This is a genomic window from Amycolatopsis sp. NPDC058278, from assembly GCF_042881395.1.
Taxonomy (GTDB): Bacteria; Actinomycetota; Actinomycetes; order Mycobacteriales; family Pseudonocardiaceae; genus Amycolatopsis.
This window is the reverse complement of sequence record NZ_JBHVXZ010000066.1, coordinates 41892-56004: the sequence shown is the minus strand read 5'-3', so window position 1 is coordinate 56004 and position 14113 is coordinate 41892. Positions and strand designations below refer to the sequence as shown.

19 protein-coding genes are annotated in these 14113 nt (G+C 71.8%); 10 read left to right on the top strand and 9 right to left on the bottom strand.

Annotated elements, in window-relative coordinates; genetic code table 11:
• The first annotated feature begins 32 nt into the window (after positions 1-32).
• Together ACFVYA_RS30040 and ACFVYA_RS30035 are read left to right on the top strand one after the other, a co-directional pair.
• Entirely contained in the window at positions 33-371 is a 339-nt protein-coding gene (locus ACFVYA_RS30040; protein ID WP_387049742.1) for a VOC family protein, read from the top strand.
• 55 nt (positions 372-426) lie between these two features.
• Positions 427-825 carry a nuclear transport factor 2 family protein gene (locus tag ACFVYA_RS30035; protein ID WP_387049741.1) on the top strand — a complete coding sequence of 133 codons (399 nt, stop codon included), beginning with the start codon at positions 427-429 and terminating at the stop codon, positions 823-825.
• Here the strand turns inward: ACFVYA_RS30035 and ACFVYA_RS30030 are convergent.
• Positions 783-1832, bottom strand: coding sequence for an alkene reductase (locus tag ACFVYA_RS30030; protein ID WP_387049739.1), 1050 nt, complete (start codon positions 1830-1832; stop codon positions 783-785). The two genes, ACFVYA_RS30035 and ACFVYA_RS30030, sit on opposite strands and share 43 nt — an antisense overlap.
• 65 nt (positions 1833-1897) lie before the next feature.
• On the opposite strand from ACFVYA_RS30030, the gene ACFVYA_RS30025 reads away from it, so the two are divergent.
• The gene (locus tag ACFVYA_RS30025; RefSeq protein ID WP_387049737.1) at positions 1898-2752 is read left to right on the top strand and encodes a sigma-70 family RNA polymerase sigma factor; all 855 of its coding nucleotides are present in this window, start codon (positions 1898-1900) and stop codon (positions 2750-2752) included.
• Here the strand turns inward: ACFVYA_RS30025 and ACFVYA_RS30020 are convergent.
• Entirely contained in the window at positions 2742-3329 is a 588-nt protein-coding gene (locus tag ACFVYA_RS30020; RefSeq protein ID WP_387049735.1) for a dihydrofolate reductase family protein, read from the bottom strand. The two genes, ACFVYA_RS30025 and ACFVYA_RS30020, sit on opposite strands and share 11 nt — an antisense overlap.
• A gap of 190 nt (positions 3330-3519) precedes the next feature.
• On the opposite strand from ACFVYA_RS30020, the gene ACFVYA_RS30015 reads away from it, so the two are divergent.
• Positions 3520-4338, top strand: a complete 819-nt coding sequence (locus tag ACFVYA_RS30015) for a class I SAM-dependent methyltransferase (RefSeq protein ID WP_387049734.1) — start codon at positions 3520-3522, stop codon at positions 4336-4338.
• Positions 4339-4353: 15 nt separating this feature from the next.
• The gene (locus ACFVYA_RS30010; protein ID WP_353068272.1) at positions 4354-5013 is read left to right on the top strand and encodes a TetR/AcrR family transcriptional regulator; all 660 of its coding nucleotides are present in this window, start codon (positions 4354-4356) and stop codon (positions 5011-5013) included.
• Positions 5014-5038: 25 nt separating this feature from the next.
• On the opposite strand, the gene ACFVYA_RS30005 is transcribed toward ACFVYA_RS30010, so the two are convergent.
• Positions 5039-5422, bottom strand: coding sequence for a nuclear transport factor 2 family protein (locus tag ACFVYA_RS30005; RefSeq protein ID WP_387049731.1), 384 nt, complete (start codon positions 5420-5422; stop codon positions 5039-5041).
• 96 nt (positions 5423-5518) lie between these two features.
• Here ACFVYA_RS30005 and ACFVYA_RS30000 point away from each other — a divergent pair, with 96 nt between their 5' ends.
• Positions 5519-6421, top strand: a complete 903-nt coding sequence (locus ACFVYA_RS30000; RefSeq protein WP_387049730.1) for a LysR family transcriptional regulator — start codon at positions 5519-5521, stop codon at positions 6419-6421.
• On the opposite strand, the gene ACFVYA_RS29995 is transcribed toward ACFVYA_RS30000, so the two are convergent.
• On the bottom strand, positions 6378-7262 hold the full coding sequence (locus ACFVYA_RS29995; protein WP_387049728.1) for a transglutaminase domain-containing protein: 885 nt from the start codon (positions 7260-7262) through the stop codon (positions 6378-6380). The genes ACFVYA_RS30000 and ACFVYA_RS29995 overlap by 44 nt on opposite strands.
• Before the next feature lie 22 nt (positions 7263-7284).
• Positions 7285-8283: a GlxA family transcriptional regulator gene (locus ACFVYA_RS29990; protein ID WP_387049726.1), complete on the bottom strand. Its 999-nt coding sequence runs from the start codon at positions 8281-8283 to the stop codon at positions 7285-7287.
• 71 nt (positions 8284-8354) lie between these two features.
• Between ACFVYA_RS29990 and ACFVYA_RS29985 the strand changes: the two genes are divergently transcribed.
• On the top strand, positions 8355-9131 hold the full coding sequence (locus ACFVYA_RS29985) for an NAD(P)H-dependent oxidoreductase (RefSeq protein ID WP_285988334.1): 777 nt from the start codon (positions 8355-8357) through the stop codon (positions 9129-9131).
• Between the two features lie 47 nt (positions 9132-9178).
• Here the strand turns inward: ACFVYA_RS29985 and ACFVYA_RS29980 are convergent, their stop codons facing one another.
• Positions 9179-9928, bottom strand: a complete 750-nt coding sequence (locus tag ACFVYA_RS29980) for an SDR family oxidoreductase (RefSeq protein ID WP_387049725.1) — start codon at positions 9926-9928, stop codon at positions 9179-9181.
• The gene (locus ACFVYA_RS29975) at positions 9925-10776 is read right to left on the bottom strand and encodes an NAD(P)-dependent oxidoreductase (protein ID WP_387049723.1); all 852 of its coding nucleotides are present in this window, start codon (positions 10774-10776) and stop codon (positions 9925-9927) included. Before ACFVYA_RS29975 ends, ACFVYA_RS29980 begins: the two co-directional genes overlap by 4 nt.
• Positions 10777-10858: 82 nt before the next feature.
• Here ACFVYA_RS29975 and ACFVYA_RS29970 point away from each other — a divergent pair, with 82 nt between their 5' ends.
• Entirely contained in the window at positions 10859-11224 is a 366-nt protein-coding gene (locus tag ACFVYA_RS29970) for a winged helix-turn-helix transcriptional regulator (RefSeq protein WP_387049721.1), read from the top strand.
• Here the strand turns inward: ACFVYA_RS29970 and ACFVYA_RS29965 are convergent.
• On the bottom strand, positions 11190-12380 hold the full coding sequence (locus ACFVYA_RS29965) for an FAD-dependent monooxygenase (RefSeq protein ID WP_387049719.1): 1191 nt from the start codon (positions 12378-12380) through the stop codon (positions 11190-11192). The genes ACFVYA_RS29970 and ACFVYA_RS29965 overlap by 35 nt on opposite strands.
• 73 nt (positions 12381-12453) lie before the next feature.
• Between ACFVYA_RS29965 and ACFVYA_RS29960 the strand changes: the two genes are divergently transcribed.
• Positions 12454-13026, top strand: a complete 573-nt coding sequence (locus ACFVYA_RS29960; RefSeq protein ID WP_387049717.1) for a TetR/AcrR family transcriptional regulator — start codon at positions 12454-12456, stop codon at positions 13024-13026.
• Here the strand turns inward: ACFVYA_RS29960 and ACFVYA_RS29955 are convergent.
• Complete coding sequence (locus tag ACFVYA_RS29955) at positions 13023-13586, bottom strand: flavodoxin family protein (RefSeq protein ID WP_387049715.1); 564 nt, start codon at positions 13584-13586, stop codon at positions 13023-13025. The two genes, ACFVYA_RS29960 and ACFVYA_RS29955, sit on opposite strands and share 4 nt — an antisense overlap.
• A 78-nt stretch (positions 13587-13664) precedes the next feature.
• On the opposite strand from ACFVYA_RS29955, the gene ACFVYA_RS29950 reads away from it, so the two are divergent.
• Positions 13665-14081 carry a MarR family winged helix-turn-helix transcriptional regulator gene (locus ACFVYA_RS29950; RefSeq protein ID WP_285988327.1) on the top strand — a complete coding sequence of 139 codons (417 nt, stop codon included), beginning with the start codon at positions 13665-13667 and terminating at the stop codon, positions 14079-14081.
• Positions 14082-14113: the final 32 nt, after the last annotated feature.

The window sequence follows — 14113 nt, the reverse complement described above, 5'->3', positions numbered from 1 at the left end:
GTTTTGTCGGTGGTCGCCGCTAGCTTCGGGGCATGTACGAAATCGACTTCGCCGAGTTCCCGTCCACGTCCGCCGCGGCGTCCGGGCAGTTCTTCGAGCGCGCGTTCGGCTGGACGGTGACTCCGTACGGCCCGGACTACACCGACGTCCGGGGCGCCGGCCTCACGTTGGGGTTCCAATCGGCCGCGGACGAACAGACCAGCGCGCCGCTGCTCACGATCCGCACGGACGATCTGACGGCGGCCCGCGAGGCGGTGGCGGCAGCGGGCGGCGTGGTGACGAAGGAACCGTTCGCCTTCCCGGGCGGGCGCCGCTTCCACTTCCGCGAGCCCGGCGGGAGCGAGCTGGCGGTGTGGTGCCCGGACGCCTAGCGCGAAGTCCGGTTTCCGCCGGTGGTGCGCCCGCCGATCCACCACGGTGATCGTCATGAGCGTCTCCGTTCTCGAAGGCATGTACGCCGCCGAAGCCGAGTACTTCGCCACCGGCGACTTCGCCCCATTGCGACCGTTCTTCGCCCCGGACTTCGTGCTGCACCAGGCCGAGGGCCTGCCGTACGGCGGTGTCTGGCGCGGCCACGACGGTCTGCAGCTGTTCTTCGCGGCGATGAGCCGCACGTGGGCCGCCTTCGACTTCGTGGACCAGACGTTCCTCGCCACGACGTCCCCGCTCGTCGTGCTGACGAACGTGCGCGCCCGGGCCCGCGCCACCGGCCGCGAGCTCGCCTTCCCGATCCTCCAGACGATCACCGTGGCCGGTGGCCGCATCACCGAAGTCCGCCCGTTCTACTGGGACAGCGCCGCCATCGCGGCCGCCTGCTCGACGTAACCGGCGGCCCCGCCGCCGTAGTACGTCGCGGGGTCGGCCGGCAAGGTCGGCAGGCCGAGCGCGAACCGCGTCACCAGGTCCGGGTTCGCGACGAAGTGCCGGGCGTAGGAAACCGCGTCGGCGAGGCCGGCCTCGATCACCGCGTTGCCCGTGTCGCGGTCGAAGCCGTTGTTGACGATCAGCGGGCCCTTGAACAGTTCCCGGTAGCGGGCGAAGGCCGCGAAGTCCGGTCCGGTGTCGGGACCCCGGAGGTGCAGGTAGTCCGCGGCGAGGCCGGCGACCAGTTCGTCGTACTCGGCGCGGAGTGCTTCGTCCACAGTGAACAGCCCGCCGGTCCACCACGGCGAAAGCCGGACGCCGACCCGGCCGTGCGCGGCGGCCGCGTCGACGACCTCGGCGAGCAACCTGCGGCGCGCGGCGGGCGAGCCACCGTAGGCGTCGGTGCGGTGGTTGAGCCGCGGGTGCAGGAACTGCGCGAGCAGGTACACGCCGTTGGCCGCGATCTCGACGCCGTCGAACCCGGCGCGGTGCGCCTTCTCGGCCGCCGTGCCGTAATCCGCGACCGTGGCCCGGATTTCGGCCACGTCCATCTCGCGCGGGGTGACGGTGCGGCGCCGCCCGGACGCCGGGTACACCGGCTCGTCCGGGTTCACGGCCGACGGCCCCGCCGGCGGGCCGCCGAGGAAGTCCGGGTGCGAAACGGCTCCGGTGTGCCACAGCTGCACGACGATCCGGCCGCCGAGCGCGTGCACGACGTCCGTGACCCGCCGCCACCCGTCGACCTGTGCTTCGGTGTAGATCCCCGGGACGTCCGAGAAGCCGATGGCCCGTTCGCTCACCCAAGTGCCTTCGGCGACGATGAGCCCGGCGCCGGCGCGCTGCGCGTAGTAGACGGCCTGGAGGTCGCCGGGCACGCCGCCGGGGACACGCGCCCGGGTCGTCGGCGCCACGACGACCCGGTTCGGCAGGCGCCAGCCGTCCAGGCCGGCAGGGGTCAGCAAGCTCATCCGGTCACCTCCGGTCGCAGGGATACGTCGAGGAGGCGACGGTGGCTCCGAGTGAAAGGTGACCGATGGACGACCTGGCGGCGGAATTCGAGGCCGAACGCGGCCGGCTGCACGGGCTGGCCTACCGGATGCTCGGCTCGGCGGCCGAAGCGGACGACGCCGTGCAGGAAGCGTGGTTGCGGCTGAACCGGGTGGACTCGGTCGACAACCTGGCGGCCTGGCTGACGACGGTCGTCTCCCGCGTCTGCCTCGACGTCCTGCGGTCGCGGAAAGCCCGCCGCGAGGAGCCGTTCGAGGTGTTCCCGGAACCGGTGGACGACGCCGATCCGGCGGACGAAGCCGCGCTCGCCGACGCGGTGGGCCGGGCGCTGCTCGTCGTGCTGGACGCGCTCGGACCGGCCGAGCGGATCGCGTTCGTGCTGCACGACCTCTTCGCGGTGCCGTTCGACCGGATCGCCCCGGTGCTGGACCGGACACCGGTGGCGGCGAAGAAGCTGGCGAGCCGTGCGCGGCACCGGATCCGGGGTACTTCCCCGCTGCCCCCGGCCGATCTGGCCCGGCACCGCCGGGTGGTCGACGCGTTCCTGGCCGCGGCCCGTGGCGGCGACCTCTCCTCACTGCTCGACGTGCTGGCCCCGGACGTCGTCCGCCGCGCCGACGCCGCCGCGCTCCCGGTGGGCGCGGCGCTCGAGACGCGGGGGGCCCGCGCGGTGGCCGAGGAGACCCGGGTGTTCGGGAAACGGGCCCGGTTCGCCGAAGCGGCCCTGGTCGACGGCGCGGTCGGCGTCGTCGTCGCGCCCCGCGGACGGCTGGTGCTCGCGTTGGCCGTGGCGGTCGAAGGCGAGCGGGTGGCGGCGTATGAGGTGATCGCCGACCCCGCCCGCCTCGCCGCGCTGCACGTCACGCTCCTCAGCGCTTGATCCGGTAGGACAGGTGCGTCACACCGGTGCCCTCGGTGACCTCGGGGTCGGTCAGCTTGGTGGTGGCGTCGAGGTGGTCGAAGAAGCGGACGCCGGAGCCGAGCAGCACGGGGACGAGGTCGACCTGGACGCCGTCGAGCAGGCCGAGGTTGAGGCACTGCTGGGCGATCGTCGTGCTGGCGACCGCGACGGTCTTCTCGCCGGCGGTCTTCTTGGCCTGCTCGACGGCGCTTTCGAGGCCGTCGGTGACGAAGGTGAACGGCGCGTCCGGGTGCGGCCAGTCCGCGGGCTCCTCGTGGGTGACGACGAAGACCGGGACGCCCATCGGGTGCGTGCCGCCCCAGCCCTGGGTGAGGTTGAACAGGCGGCGGCCGGTGATCAGCGCGCCGACGTTCTCCATCGCCGCGCGCAGCATCTTCGCGCTCGCTTCGGAGGTCTTGAAGGTGGCCCAGTCGACGGCGGTGGGGATTTCGACGTCACCGTTGCCGAACCACTCGAACAGGTGATCGATGCGGTCTTCCGGGTCGGCCACGAAGCCGTCGAGGGACATGGACATGTTGGCGATGACGTCGGCCATTTCGAACTCCTTTTCGCTGGTCAGAGGCGCTTTGCCCTGACGACGAGAAGTCTTCCGCGTTCGCCTGCCCGGAAGATCTGCCACCTGGCCGACATCCGGCGGCGGGTGGCCGATGCCTTGACAGCGAGTGGCCACGGCGGGAGCATGAACAGGTGTTCATGAACGCGTGTTCACCAGGGAGGGAATGGGGATGACCGGGATCGTCAACACCGCACAGGCCGAGGCGTGGAACGGCTACGAAGGAGAGCACTGGGCGACGCACGCCGACCGCTACGACGCCGTGAACAGCGGCTTCAACGGCTTCCTGCTCGAGCGGGTGGGCGCGGACGATCGCGTGCTCGACATCGGCTGCGGCAACGGCCAGCTGACGCGGCTCGCCGCGGCGCGGGCCCGGTCCGCGATCGGCATCGACCTGTCCGGGCCGATGCTCGCGACCGCGCGGGCGCGGGCGGCCGAGGTGCCGAACGTGACGTTCGAGCAGGGCGACGTCCAGGTCCACCCGTTCGCCGACGGCGGTTTCGACCTGGCGGTCAGCCGGTTCGGGGTGATGTTCTTCGCCGATCCGGTGGCGGCGTTCGGCAACGTCCGGCGCGCGCTGTCCCCCGGGGGCCGGCTCGCGTTCCTCTGCATGACGGCGCTGGCCGGCACCGATCTCGGCCGGGTGTTCGGCGCGATGGCCGCCTACCTGCCGCAGCCGACCGGGCCGGACGGCAGCGGGCCGACGTCGTTCGCGGACCCGGACCGGACCAGGGCGGTGCTGACCGAAGCCGGCTTCGAAGACGTGGTGTGCACTCCCGTCGAGGCCGGCCAGGTCTGGGGCCGCGACGTCCCCGACGCGGCCCGGTTCATGGCGGGCTGGGGCCCGGTCCGCCACCACCTGGGCCTACTCGACAACGTGACGGCGGCCAAGGCGACCGAAGCCGTCGCGGCGGCGCTCGAGCCGTTCGCGGGTCCGGAGGCGGTCCGGCTGCGCGGCACGGCGTGGCTGGTCACGGGAAGGAGGCCGTAGCGGGGCGCCCGTACGATGGCGGTGATGTCACCGAGGAAAGCCGCCGCCCAGCAGGACGGACAGTCACTGCACGACCTGCTGCTCGAGACCGCGCAGAAGATGATCGCCACGCACGGCACCGTCGGGATGACCGTGCGCGGGATCGCGCGCATGGCGGGCGTCGCCGACGGCGTGCTCTACAACCACTTCTCCGACAAGGAGGAGCTGGTGGCCCGGGCCCTGCTGGAGCACGTGCGCACGACCGAGGCGGAGCTGGGCGAGCTGCCGGTGCCCGGCGAAGGCACCATCATCGGGAACCTCCGCCGCCACGTGGAGTTCGGCCTGGCGCTGCACAAGGCGCTCGTGCCGGCGTTCAGCGGCCTGGTGGCGCAGCCCAGGGTGCTGGAGCGGTTCGCGGAGATCAGCGAGCGGTCCGGCTACTGGCGAGACCGGTTGGTGGCCTACCTCGAAGCGGAACGGGCACTGGGCCGCCTGGACCCGGAGTCCGAAGTGGACGCAACGGCGGCGATGCTGGTGGGCTACTGCCACGCCTCGGTGCTGACGACGGTCTTCCCGCACACGGCACCCCTCGATCCGCCGCCGGTGAACTCGGTGGTGAGCGCCGCACTGCACGGCATCGCGCCGAGGGAGATCGAACCGGAGGCGGACGAGGCCGGCACGGTCGCCGACGGGTGATGTCCCGCGGCGCGGGACGGCACGCCTAGATCATCGGGTTGCCGCTCGCCGTCGCCTCCGGGACCTCCTGCACCACGTCCCAGTGCTCGACGATCCGGCCGTTGCGCACCCGCATCACGTCCGCGATCGCGCTGCCACGCGATCCGGGCGTCAGGCGCAGGAGGCTGTGCGTGCAGACGAGGTCGTCCTCGGCGATCACCCGGCGGACGTCCAGGGTGAGCTCCGGGAACCGGCCCACGAACCCGGCCAGGTAGCGGGCCGAGGCCTCCGCGCTCGCCGGGGCGTGGGGGTTGTGCTGGACGTAGCCGTCGCCGACGTACTCGGCGAAGGCGTCGACCGGGCGCTTCTCGATGAAGGCCAGCCGGAGGAAAGCGAGGACCACTTCCTTGTTGTGCTGCGGTTCCGTCATCGATGTCCGTCCTTTGTGGAGTTATCGACACCAAGCCCACCATGCGCGAAGGAGAAAGGGAAAGACCTGTGGAGTCTGCCGCGATACTCTCCCGATATGGACGATGTCGAGGTCCGTGAGCTGCGGTATTTCCGCGCGGTCGCCGAAGAGCTGAACTTCTCCCGCGCCGCCGAGCGGCTCGGGATGGCGCAGCCACCGCTGTCGCGCGCGATCCGGCTGCTGGAGCGGCGGCTCGGTGTGCAGCTGTTCGAACGCACCAGCCGGCACGTCTCGCTGACGCCGGCCGGCGCCGTCCTCTTCACCGAGTCGGCGAAGGCACTGGACGCCGTCACCGCGGCGGTCCGGCGCACGCGGCGGGCGGCGCAGCGGACGCCGGCACTGGTCGTCACCGCGAAGCCGGGGGTCGCGACCGATCTGCTGCGGCGGATCGCCGATGCGCACCCGGACCCGGTCGACGTCCGGGTCAGCGGGTTCGGCGAACAGACGGAGATGCTGCGGGACGGCCGGGCGGACGTGGCCGTGCTCGGCTGCCACAGCGGCACCCACCACGGCCTGGACGTCGAGGTGCTGTTCAGCGAGCCGCGGGTGGCCGCACTGCCGTCGGACCACGAGCTCGCCGGCCGGTCCGTGCTGACCTGCGCCGACTTCGCCGGCCGGCCGACGCCGTGCTGGCCGCTCTCCTCGGCCGCGGACCGGGCGTACTGGTCCGGGCAGGACGTGACCGGCGGGCCGGTGACGCCGGGACCGATCGTGCACGACAGCGCCCAGCTGCTGGAGACCGTCGCGCTCGGGCAGGCGGTCGCGCTGCTGCCCGCGTCGGTCGCCGAGCTGCGCTCGCGGGACGACGTCGTCTACCGGCCGGTCGTCGACGCGACGCCGTACTCGCTGGCCCTCGCCTGGCCGGCCGGGGCGCGGGACCCGCGGATCGCGCGGTTCGTGCGGACCGCCGCCGAAGTCAGCGAAGCACTACCTCGGCCGGGAGCCGTCCCGGCGGGGTGACGGTGTGGATCACCGGCGGCACCCGCAGGTCGTCGGCCTCGAAGGCCACTCGCAGCTGCTCGACGTCCGCGTCGGCCATCAGCTCGGCCAGCTCGTCGGCGCGGGCGAGGGTGGCCGGGGCGAGCGTGGCGGAGTCGTCGATCGCGCCCCAGATGTCCCACTGGAGCATCTCGTGCTTGTTGAGCGCGGCGAGGTCGAACACGAGGTTGTGCCACGCGTACGGGATTCCGCGCAGGAACGGCACGTCCAGGTCCGGCGAAATGACCAGCAGGGCCGGGTCGAGCTCGCCGGAGCGGACGGCGGTCCACGCGTCGGGGCCGGTCAGGAACCGGTCGCGGGGGACGTCGAGGAGGTCGAACGCGACGTCGTCCACGGGGTCGCGGAAGCCGGGTGACAGCTGGGGCTCGACCAGGCGCCAGCCGTCGGCGGTGCGGACCTCGGCGACGACGTGGTCGAGGTACCAGCCGGGCATCAGGTAGCTCGCGAAGCCGACTCGGGCGCGGGCCGGGATGCCGTGGTGGCGGGCCATCGAGACGAACAGCAGCGTGAAGTCGCGGCAGCAGCCGACGATCCGGTGCAGCGGCGGCCGCGGCTCGCCGGGTGGGGCCGGGTCGAGCTCGCGCAGGCGCGCCCACATGGCCGCGGCGTACCGCAGGGTGATCTCGTCGTTGCGGGCGGCCGGGAAACCGTGTTCGGTGATGTCGCCCGAACCCCAGTAGTGGAAGACCAGCTGGGACGCCGCTTCACGCAGAACGGCGAGGTCGGCCGGGGTGGCGTCGAGCCAGTCCGCGTGCGGGCCCGGGTCGCTGAACCGGCTGTGGCTGACGTAGAAGTCGTCCATGACTGGTGAAGCTAGCGAAATTTCAGCCCGCTTGAACAGCCAGTTCTCCGCGGAACGTCGACCGGTACGCGCTCGGCGACACCCCGAGCGCCGCCTGGAAGTGCTGGCGCAGCGAGGCCGCCGTGCCGAAGCCGGCTTCCGTGGCGACGCGGTCGACCGGCAAGTCCGTCTCCTCGAGGAGCTGGCGGGCGCGCTCGATCCGTTGCTGGGTCAGCCACTGCAGGGCCGAGATGCCGACCTCCTCGCGGAAGCGGCGGGTGAACGTGCGCGTGCTCATCGCCTCGCGGGCGGCGAGCTCGCGCAGGGTCAGCGGCCGGTGCAGGTTCTCCAGCGCCCATGCCCGCGCCGCCTTCGTCGACGACGTGCGGGGCTCGGGTACCGGCCGCCGGACGAACTGGGCCTGGCCGCCCTCGCGGTGCGGGGACACGACCGTGCCGCGGGCGACTTCGTTGGCCACCGCCGCGCCGTGGTCGCGGCGGATCATGTGCAGCACCAGGTCGATTCCGGCGGCGACGCCCGCCGACGTCAGCACGTCGCCGTCGTCGGTGTAGAGCACGCACGGGTCCACATCGACCTCGGGGAACCGGTCCTGCAGTTCCTCCGCGGAACGCCAGTGGGTGGTGGCCCGGCGGCCGTCGAGCAGGCCGGCCGCGGCGAGCACGAACGCGCCGGTGCAGATGGACGCGATGCGCGCGGCCGGCGGGATGCGGTCGAGGGCGGCCTTGAGCGGCGGGGTCAGCACGCGCGCCATCGGCTCGTACTCGGCCAGGGACGCCGGGACGATCACCGTGTCGGCCTCGGCCAGCACCTCGGGGCCGCGGTCGACCGGGATGGCGACATCCGCGTCGGTGCGCACCGGGCCGGGCTCGAGCGTGCAGGTCACGACCTCGTACAGCGGCTCCCCCGCCGCCGAGCGGGCCTGGCCGAACAGGCGGTGGACGATGCCGAGTTCCATCACGAGCATGCCGTGGCGGACCAGGACGGCGACGTGGTGGCGATTCGGGTGCGCGAATTCGGCCATGGCTCGATTCTTGCACATGTTGGCTTTCCGGCCACTCGATCGAGCCGAGCAGCCGCGTGATCATCGGGGACATGAACGTGTTGTGGGTTTTCGCGCATCCCGAGCCCCGCTCGCTGAGCGGGGCCCTCCGTGACGACGGGCTCCGGACGCTCCGGGAGCTCGGTCACGACGTCCGGGAGTCGGATCTGTACGCCATGAAGTGGAACCCGGTGGTCGACGCCGCCGACTTCGGCGCCGAGGCCGGGGACGGCCGGCTGGTCGTCGGGGCGACGTCGGCCCGGGCGCACGCGCGCGGCGAACTGAGCGCGGACATCGTCGCCGAGCAGGACAAACTTGAGTGGGCGGACGCGGTCGTCGTGCAGTTCCCGCTGTGGTGGTACGGCCTGCCGGCGATCCTCAAGGGCTGGTTCGACCGCGTCTTCGTGAAGGGCTTCGGGTACGGCGTCCGCGCCGAGGACGGCCGGACCCTGCGCTACGGCGAGGGCCGGCTCGCGGGCAAGCGCGCGATGGTGGTGCTCACCGCGGGTGCCCGCGAGCCGGCCATGGGGCCGCGCGGGGTGAACGGCGCGCTGGACGAGGTCCTGTTCCCGCTGCACCACGGGACGCTCTTCTACGCCGGGATGTCGGTGCTGCCGCCGGTGGCGGTCTACGGCGCCGACCGGGTGCCGGACGACCGGTTCGCCGAGGCACGGGACCGGCTTCGCGAACGCCTGCGGACGCTGGCCACGACGGACCCCATCCCGTTCCGCACGCAGAACGGCGGCGACTACGACGAAGACCTGGTCCTCCGCCCCGACCGCGCACCAGGGGTCACGGGCCTGGCCGCCCACCTCACGCAGGCAAAGTGAGGAACGGCCCCGCGCGCGAGCCGGGGCGATCGGCGCGGGCGCTCACCTCACGCGGGCAAGGTCAAGCGCTGCCCCAGACCGCCGTCCACCGGAAGGTCGGCGCCCGTGGTGAACGTTGCGTCGAACGCCAGGAACAGCACCGCCGCCGCGACCTCCTCCGCGGTTGCGTGGCGCTTCAACGGGGTGCTCTCGTCGCCGATCGCCTTGAACTCGGCCAGCACCTGCTCCGGCACGCCGGTGACGCCCATCGTCGGCGTGTCGGTGTAGCCGGGGCTGACCACGTTGACCCGGATCCCGCTCGGCGCCAGCTCGGCCGCGTACGTGCGGGCGAACGAGCGCACCGCCGCCTTCGCCGCCGAATACAGGCCCATCCCGGCGATCCCCGCCTCGGCCGCGACCGATGTCGTGAAGACGAAGGAGCCGCCGGACCGGACCAGCGGGGCCAGCCGCCGGGCCGTGAAGTACGCGCCCTTGGTGTTGACGTCGAACGTCCGGTCGTAGAGCTCGGGCGTCGCCTCCTCATACGACGTCAGCGTCGAGAACCCGACGTTGACGAACACCAGATCCAGGTCGCCGAGCGTGTCCGCGGCCACCTCGCCCAGCTCGGCGACGTCGGCCAAGCGCGCCGCGTCCGAGGACAGCAGGTGCGCCTTGCCCGGCAGCGTTCCCCGCAGCGGGGTCACGTCCCGGCCGGTCAGCAGCACCTCCGCGCCGCCGTCGAGCAGGGCGCGCACCACCGCGAGCCCCATTCCGTGCGTGCCGCCGGTGACGACGGCCTTCTTGCCCTGGTACTTCACCGGATCTTCTCGATGACGCTGGCGATCGCGTGCGAACCGTGGCCCGCCGCGACCGCTCGGTCGAACAACTCCCGCAGCGCCGCGGGTACCGCCGTGCCGATCCCCTGCGCGCGGCTCGTCTCGACCAGCAGGCCGAGTCCCGCCGCGTTGATGTCCAAAGCGGACACGTCGGTGGCGTAGTCGCCGCTCGCGAACTGCTCGCCGATGCGGGGCAGGAACCCGCCGACCGCCGACTGCCACGCCGACGCCAGCGGCTCGAACCGCTCAGGCGTGACACCCTCGGTGCCGACCAGCGCCAGCGCGTGCAGGTAGCCGGCCATCGTCGACCACATCATGCCGAGCAGCGCCAGGTCGTACAGCGCCGCCAGGCCGGCGTCCTCGCCGAGGAACACCGGCGTCCCCAGCACCTCCAGCACGTCGCGCTGCGCCGCGAACACCGGTTCCGAACCGCCGTAGAGGACCTGCGCCGCCGGCGTCCCGATGCCCTGCGGCACGGCCATGATCACGCCGTCCACGTAGTCGATGCCCTCCGAAGCCGCCCACTTCGCGGCGGCACGCGCCTGCTCCGGCGTCCCGGACGTGAGGTTGACGAGCACCTTCGGCGAAGCGGCTTCGAGCACCGGCCGCTGAACGTCGTATGTGGACAGGCAACTGAGGACGATGTCGGCCGAAGCCGCTTCCGCCGGTGTCGCCGCGAGGCGCGCGCCGCGGTCGAGCAGCGGCCCCGCCTTGAGCGGCGACCGGTTCCATACCGAGACGTCGTGCCCCGCCCCCAAGAGCGCGCCGGCGAGGGCGGCGCCCATCCGCCCCAGGCCGAGCACGCCCACGTGTTTCTTGCTTTCTCCCATGGGTTCCATGCTGCTGACGCGCTTTACACTGGACAAGTACCGACTAATAAGTCAGGTACCCACCAAAACGTAAGGATCCTGGATGCAGCCTCGAACGTACCGCTGCGGATTGGACGCGGCCGTCGACGTCATCGGCGGCCGCTGGAAGGCCCTGATCCTCTGGGCGCTGCACGCCGAGCCGCTGCGGTTCGGCGAGCTGAAGCGGAAGGTGGCGGGGATCAGCGAAAAGATGCTGATCCAGGCGCTGCGGGAGCTGGAGGCCGACGAGCTCGTGCACCGCGAGGTGTTCCACGAGATCCCGCCGAAGGTCGAATACTCGCTGACCGGGCTGGGTCAGCGGCTGAACACGGCGTTGCTGCCGCTGGGCGACTGGGGCGAGGAGAACATGGCCGGTATCGCGAAGCGCCGCGGCGTCACGCCGGCGCCACCGCATACGGCTTCAGCGTGATCGCGTTGCCCGCCTTGAGCGGCAGCTCTTCGATCAGCTTGCGCCACGGCAGGTACGGCAGCAGCCGGTAGTTCAGGTTGCGGAACTTCAGCCACCCGCGCGTCGGCGGGACGAACCACTTCCCGTTGCCCTCGGCCAGTTTCTGGCAGGTGTCGACGAAGCCGCGCATCTCGCGGGAGTAGGCGTCGAACGCCGTCGCGTGGTCGCCGCCCGCGGCCGCGAGCTCGCCCGCCAGCACGTACGCGCCGACGATCGCCAGGCTCGTTCCCATCCCGGAGAGCGGCGCGGCGCAGTACGCGGCGTCGCCGACCAGCGCGACGCGCCCGCGTGCGCAGGAGTCCAGCTTGATCTGGCTCGCCGAGTCGAAGTAGAAGTCCGGCGCGTCCCACATGGCCCTCAGCAGCGTCGACGTCTCCCAGCCGACGTCACGGAACGTCTCCTCGACGATCCGGCGCTGCTGCCCGACGTCGCGGTGGTCGTGGTCCAGCCGGTCGGAACCGAACCAGAACAGCGCCTTGGCCTCGGTGTTGTCCCGCGCGCTGTAGACGCCGACGGTCCGGTTCGGCTCGTTGTAGAACCGGCCGGCGCGGTCGAGGCCGAGGTGGTTGGGCACGGTGAAGATCGAGACGTAGTAGCCGAGGTCGCGGCGGAACCGGGACTCCTCGCCGAAAGCCAGCGACCGGACGTTCGAGTGCAGCCCGTCGGCCCCGATGACCAGGTCGAACTCGCGCGGCTCGCCGTGGGCGAAGGTGACCGTGACGCCGTCGCCGTGCTCGGCGATGCCGGTGACGGAATCGCCGAAGACGTACTCGACGCCGTCCCGCGTCGCGTCGTACAGGATGCGCGCGAGGTCGCCGCGCAGGATCTCGAGCTCGCCGCTCTGGTAGGTCGGCGGCGTGACCACCAGCGGCCGGTTCGCACTGTCCACATAGGTCACTTCGCCCATCCGGGTCGCCGCCGCTTCGACCGCGCCGAGCAGGCCCATGCGGTCGAGGACCCGCAGGGACGCGCCGCGGAAGTCGACCGCGTAGCCGCCGTCGCGCAGCTCGGGAGCGCGTTCGACGACCGTCGGCGTGAAGCCGTGGCGGCGGAGCCAGAAGGCCAGCGCGGGACCGGCGACGCTCGCGCCGGAGATGAGGACTCGTCTGTTCTGCATGACGGGAACGGTAACCCCGATTTGGGCGATCGCGCAAGACGTTCGCCTAAGGCGCTCGTGCTAGGCTCCCTTCATGGGCAACAAAGAGTCACTGCTGGCGGCCGCGAAGCACTGCCTGCACGAGAAGGGCTACGCCCGCACGACGGTGCGGGACCTGGCCTCGGCGGCGAACGTGAGCATGGCGGCCATCGGCTACCACTTCGGCTCGCGCGAAGCGCTGCTCAACGCCGCGCTGATCGAGGCGAACGAGGAGTGGGGTGAAACGCTGGCGAAGACGCTGCAGGTGGAGACACCGCCGGACACGTCACCGGCCGAGCGCTTCGAGCTGATCTGGCAGCGCGTGATCGACTCGTTCGGCGAGCACCGCCGGATGTGGGCGGTGAGCTTCGAGGCCTGCTCCCAGCCGGACCTCGACGAGCAGGTCCGGGCCCAGCTGGCGGACGCCGTCGAACTGGCCCGGCACGGCCTGGCGAACCTCTTCCAGGGCCTCGACGACGGGAGTGCCGAGGCCCGGGCCGCGGGCACGGTGCACCAGGCCCTGCTGTCGGGCGTGATGCTCCAGTGGCTCATCGACCCGGACCACGCACCTTCGGGCGCCGACCTGGTCAACGGTCTGCGCCTGATCGCGAAGGACGTCCTGAGCTAGGCGGTGACCAGGTCCGCGCCGGCGAAGAACGTCCGCGCGCCCGCCGTCGCGCCGGGGTCCAGGAGCACGTCGCCGGGGCGGCTGCCGTTGCCGAGCAGGACCCCGCCCCAGTTCATGCCCAGGTACTCCGCGCACAGTTCCAGCGTGCCGATCAGCGGCCGGGCCTCGCGCGCCGTCTCGCTCAGCACGCTCACGCCCCACAGCGTCTTGCCGCGCATCCGCGGCTTGAACTCCACCGGCAGCCGCATCCAGCCCGACCAGTAGTCGAGGTAGAGCTTCACGCTCGCCGCCACCGAGTACCAGTACACCGGTGACGCGATCACGATGTCCGTCGCGGCGAACGTCGCGTCCATCAGCAGCTGTTCGTTCTCGCCGGGCTCCGGGTGCGAACCGGCGCCGTGGCGGCGGTCCTCGAACGGCGGCAGCGGCACCTCCGGCAGCCGGATCCACCGCTGTTCGACGTCCTTGGGCAGCTCCCTGGCCGCCAGCCGGGCCAGCATTTCGGTGTTGCCCCCGGCCCGCGCGGCGCCCACCAGGAACAGAAAGCTGCGGTCGCTCATGTCCACCCTCTCGATGTACTTGCATGTACATATAAATACTGTCCCTGGACTATCCTGGCGTCAAGAGGAGGCCGGAAGATGACCGTCGACGAACAGGCATGGGGCCGCGTACTCGTGCTGCACGCCCGGATCGAGCAGGAACTCGCCAAAGCGCTCCAGCGGCGCCACGGGCTCGGCCTGTCCGAGTACCGCGCGCTCGGCAAACTCGTCGCGGGCCCCCGTGGCGGCCTGCGGATGCAGGAGCTCGCCGACGCGATCGGCCTCAACCAGAGCTCGGTCAGCCGGATGTGCGCCCGCCTCGAAGACGCCGGCCTGACCATCCGCGACCTGTGCGAAGACGACCGCCGCGGCGTCTACTCGGTGATCACCGACGCCGGCCGCAAGCGCTACAGCGAAACCGAACCGACGTACTGCGCAGTGCTGCGGACCGCGCTCGACAAGGCCGCGAGCGACCCGGAACTCGCCGCCGCCGTCTCCGCCGTCCGCGGCGCTTGACCCTAATATTCCTCAGTGGTTATATACGGGGA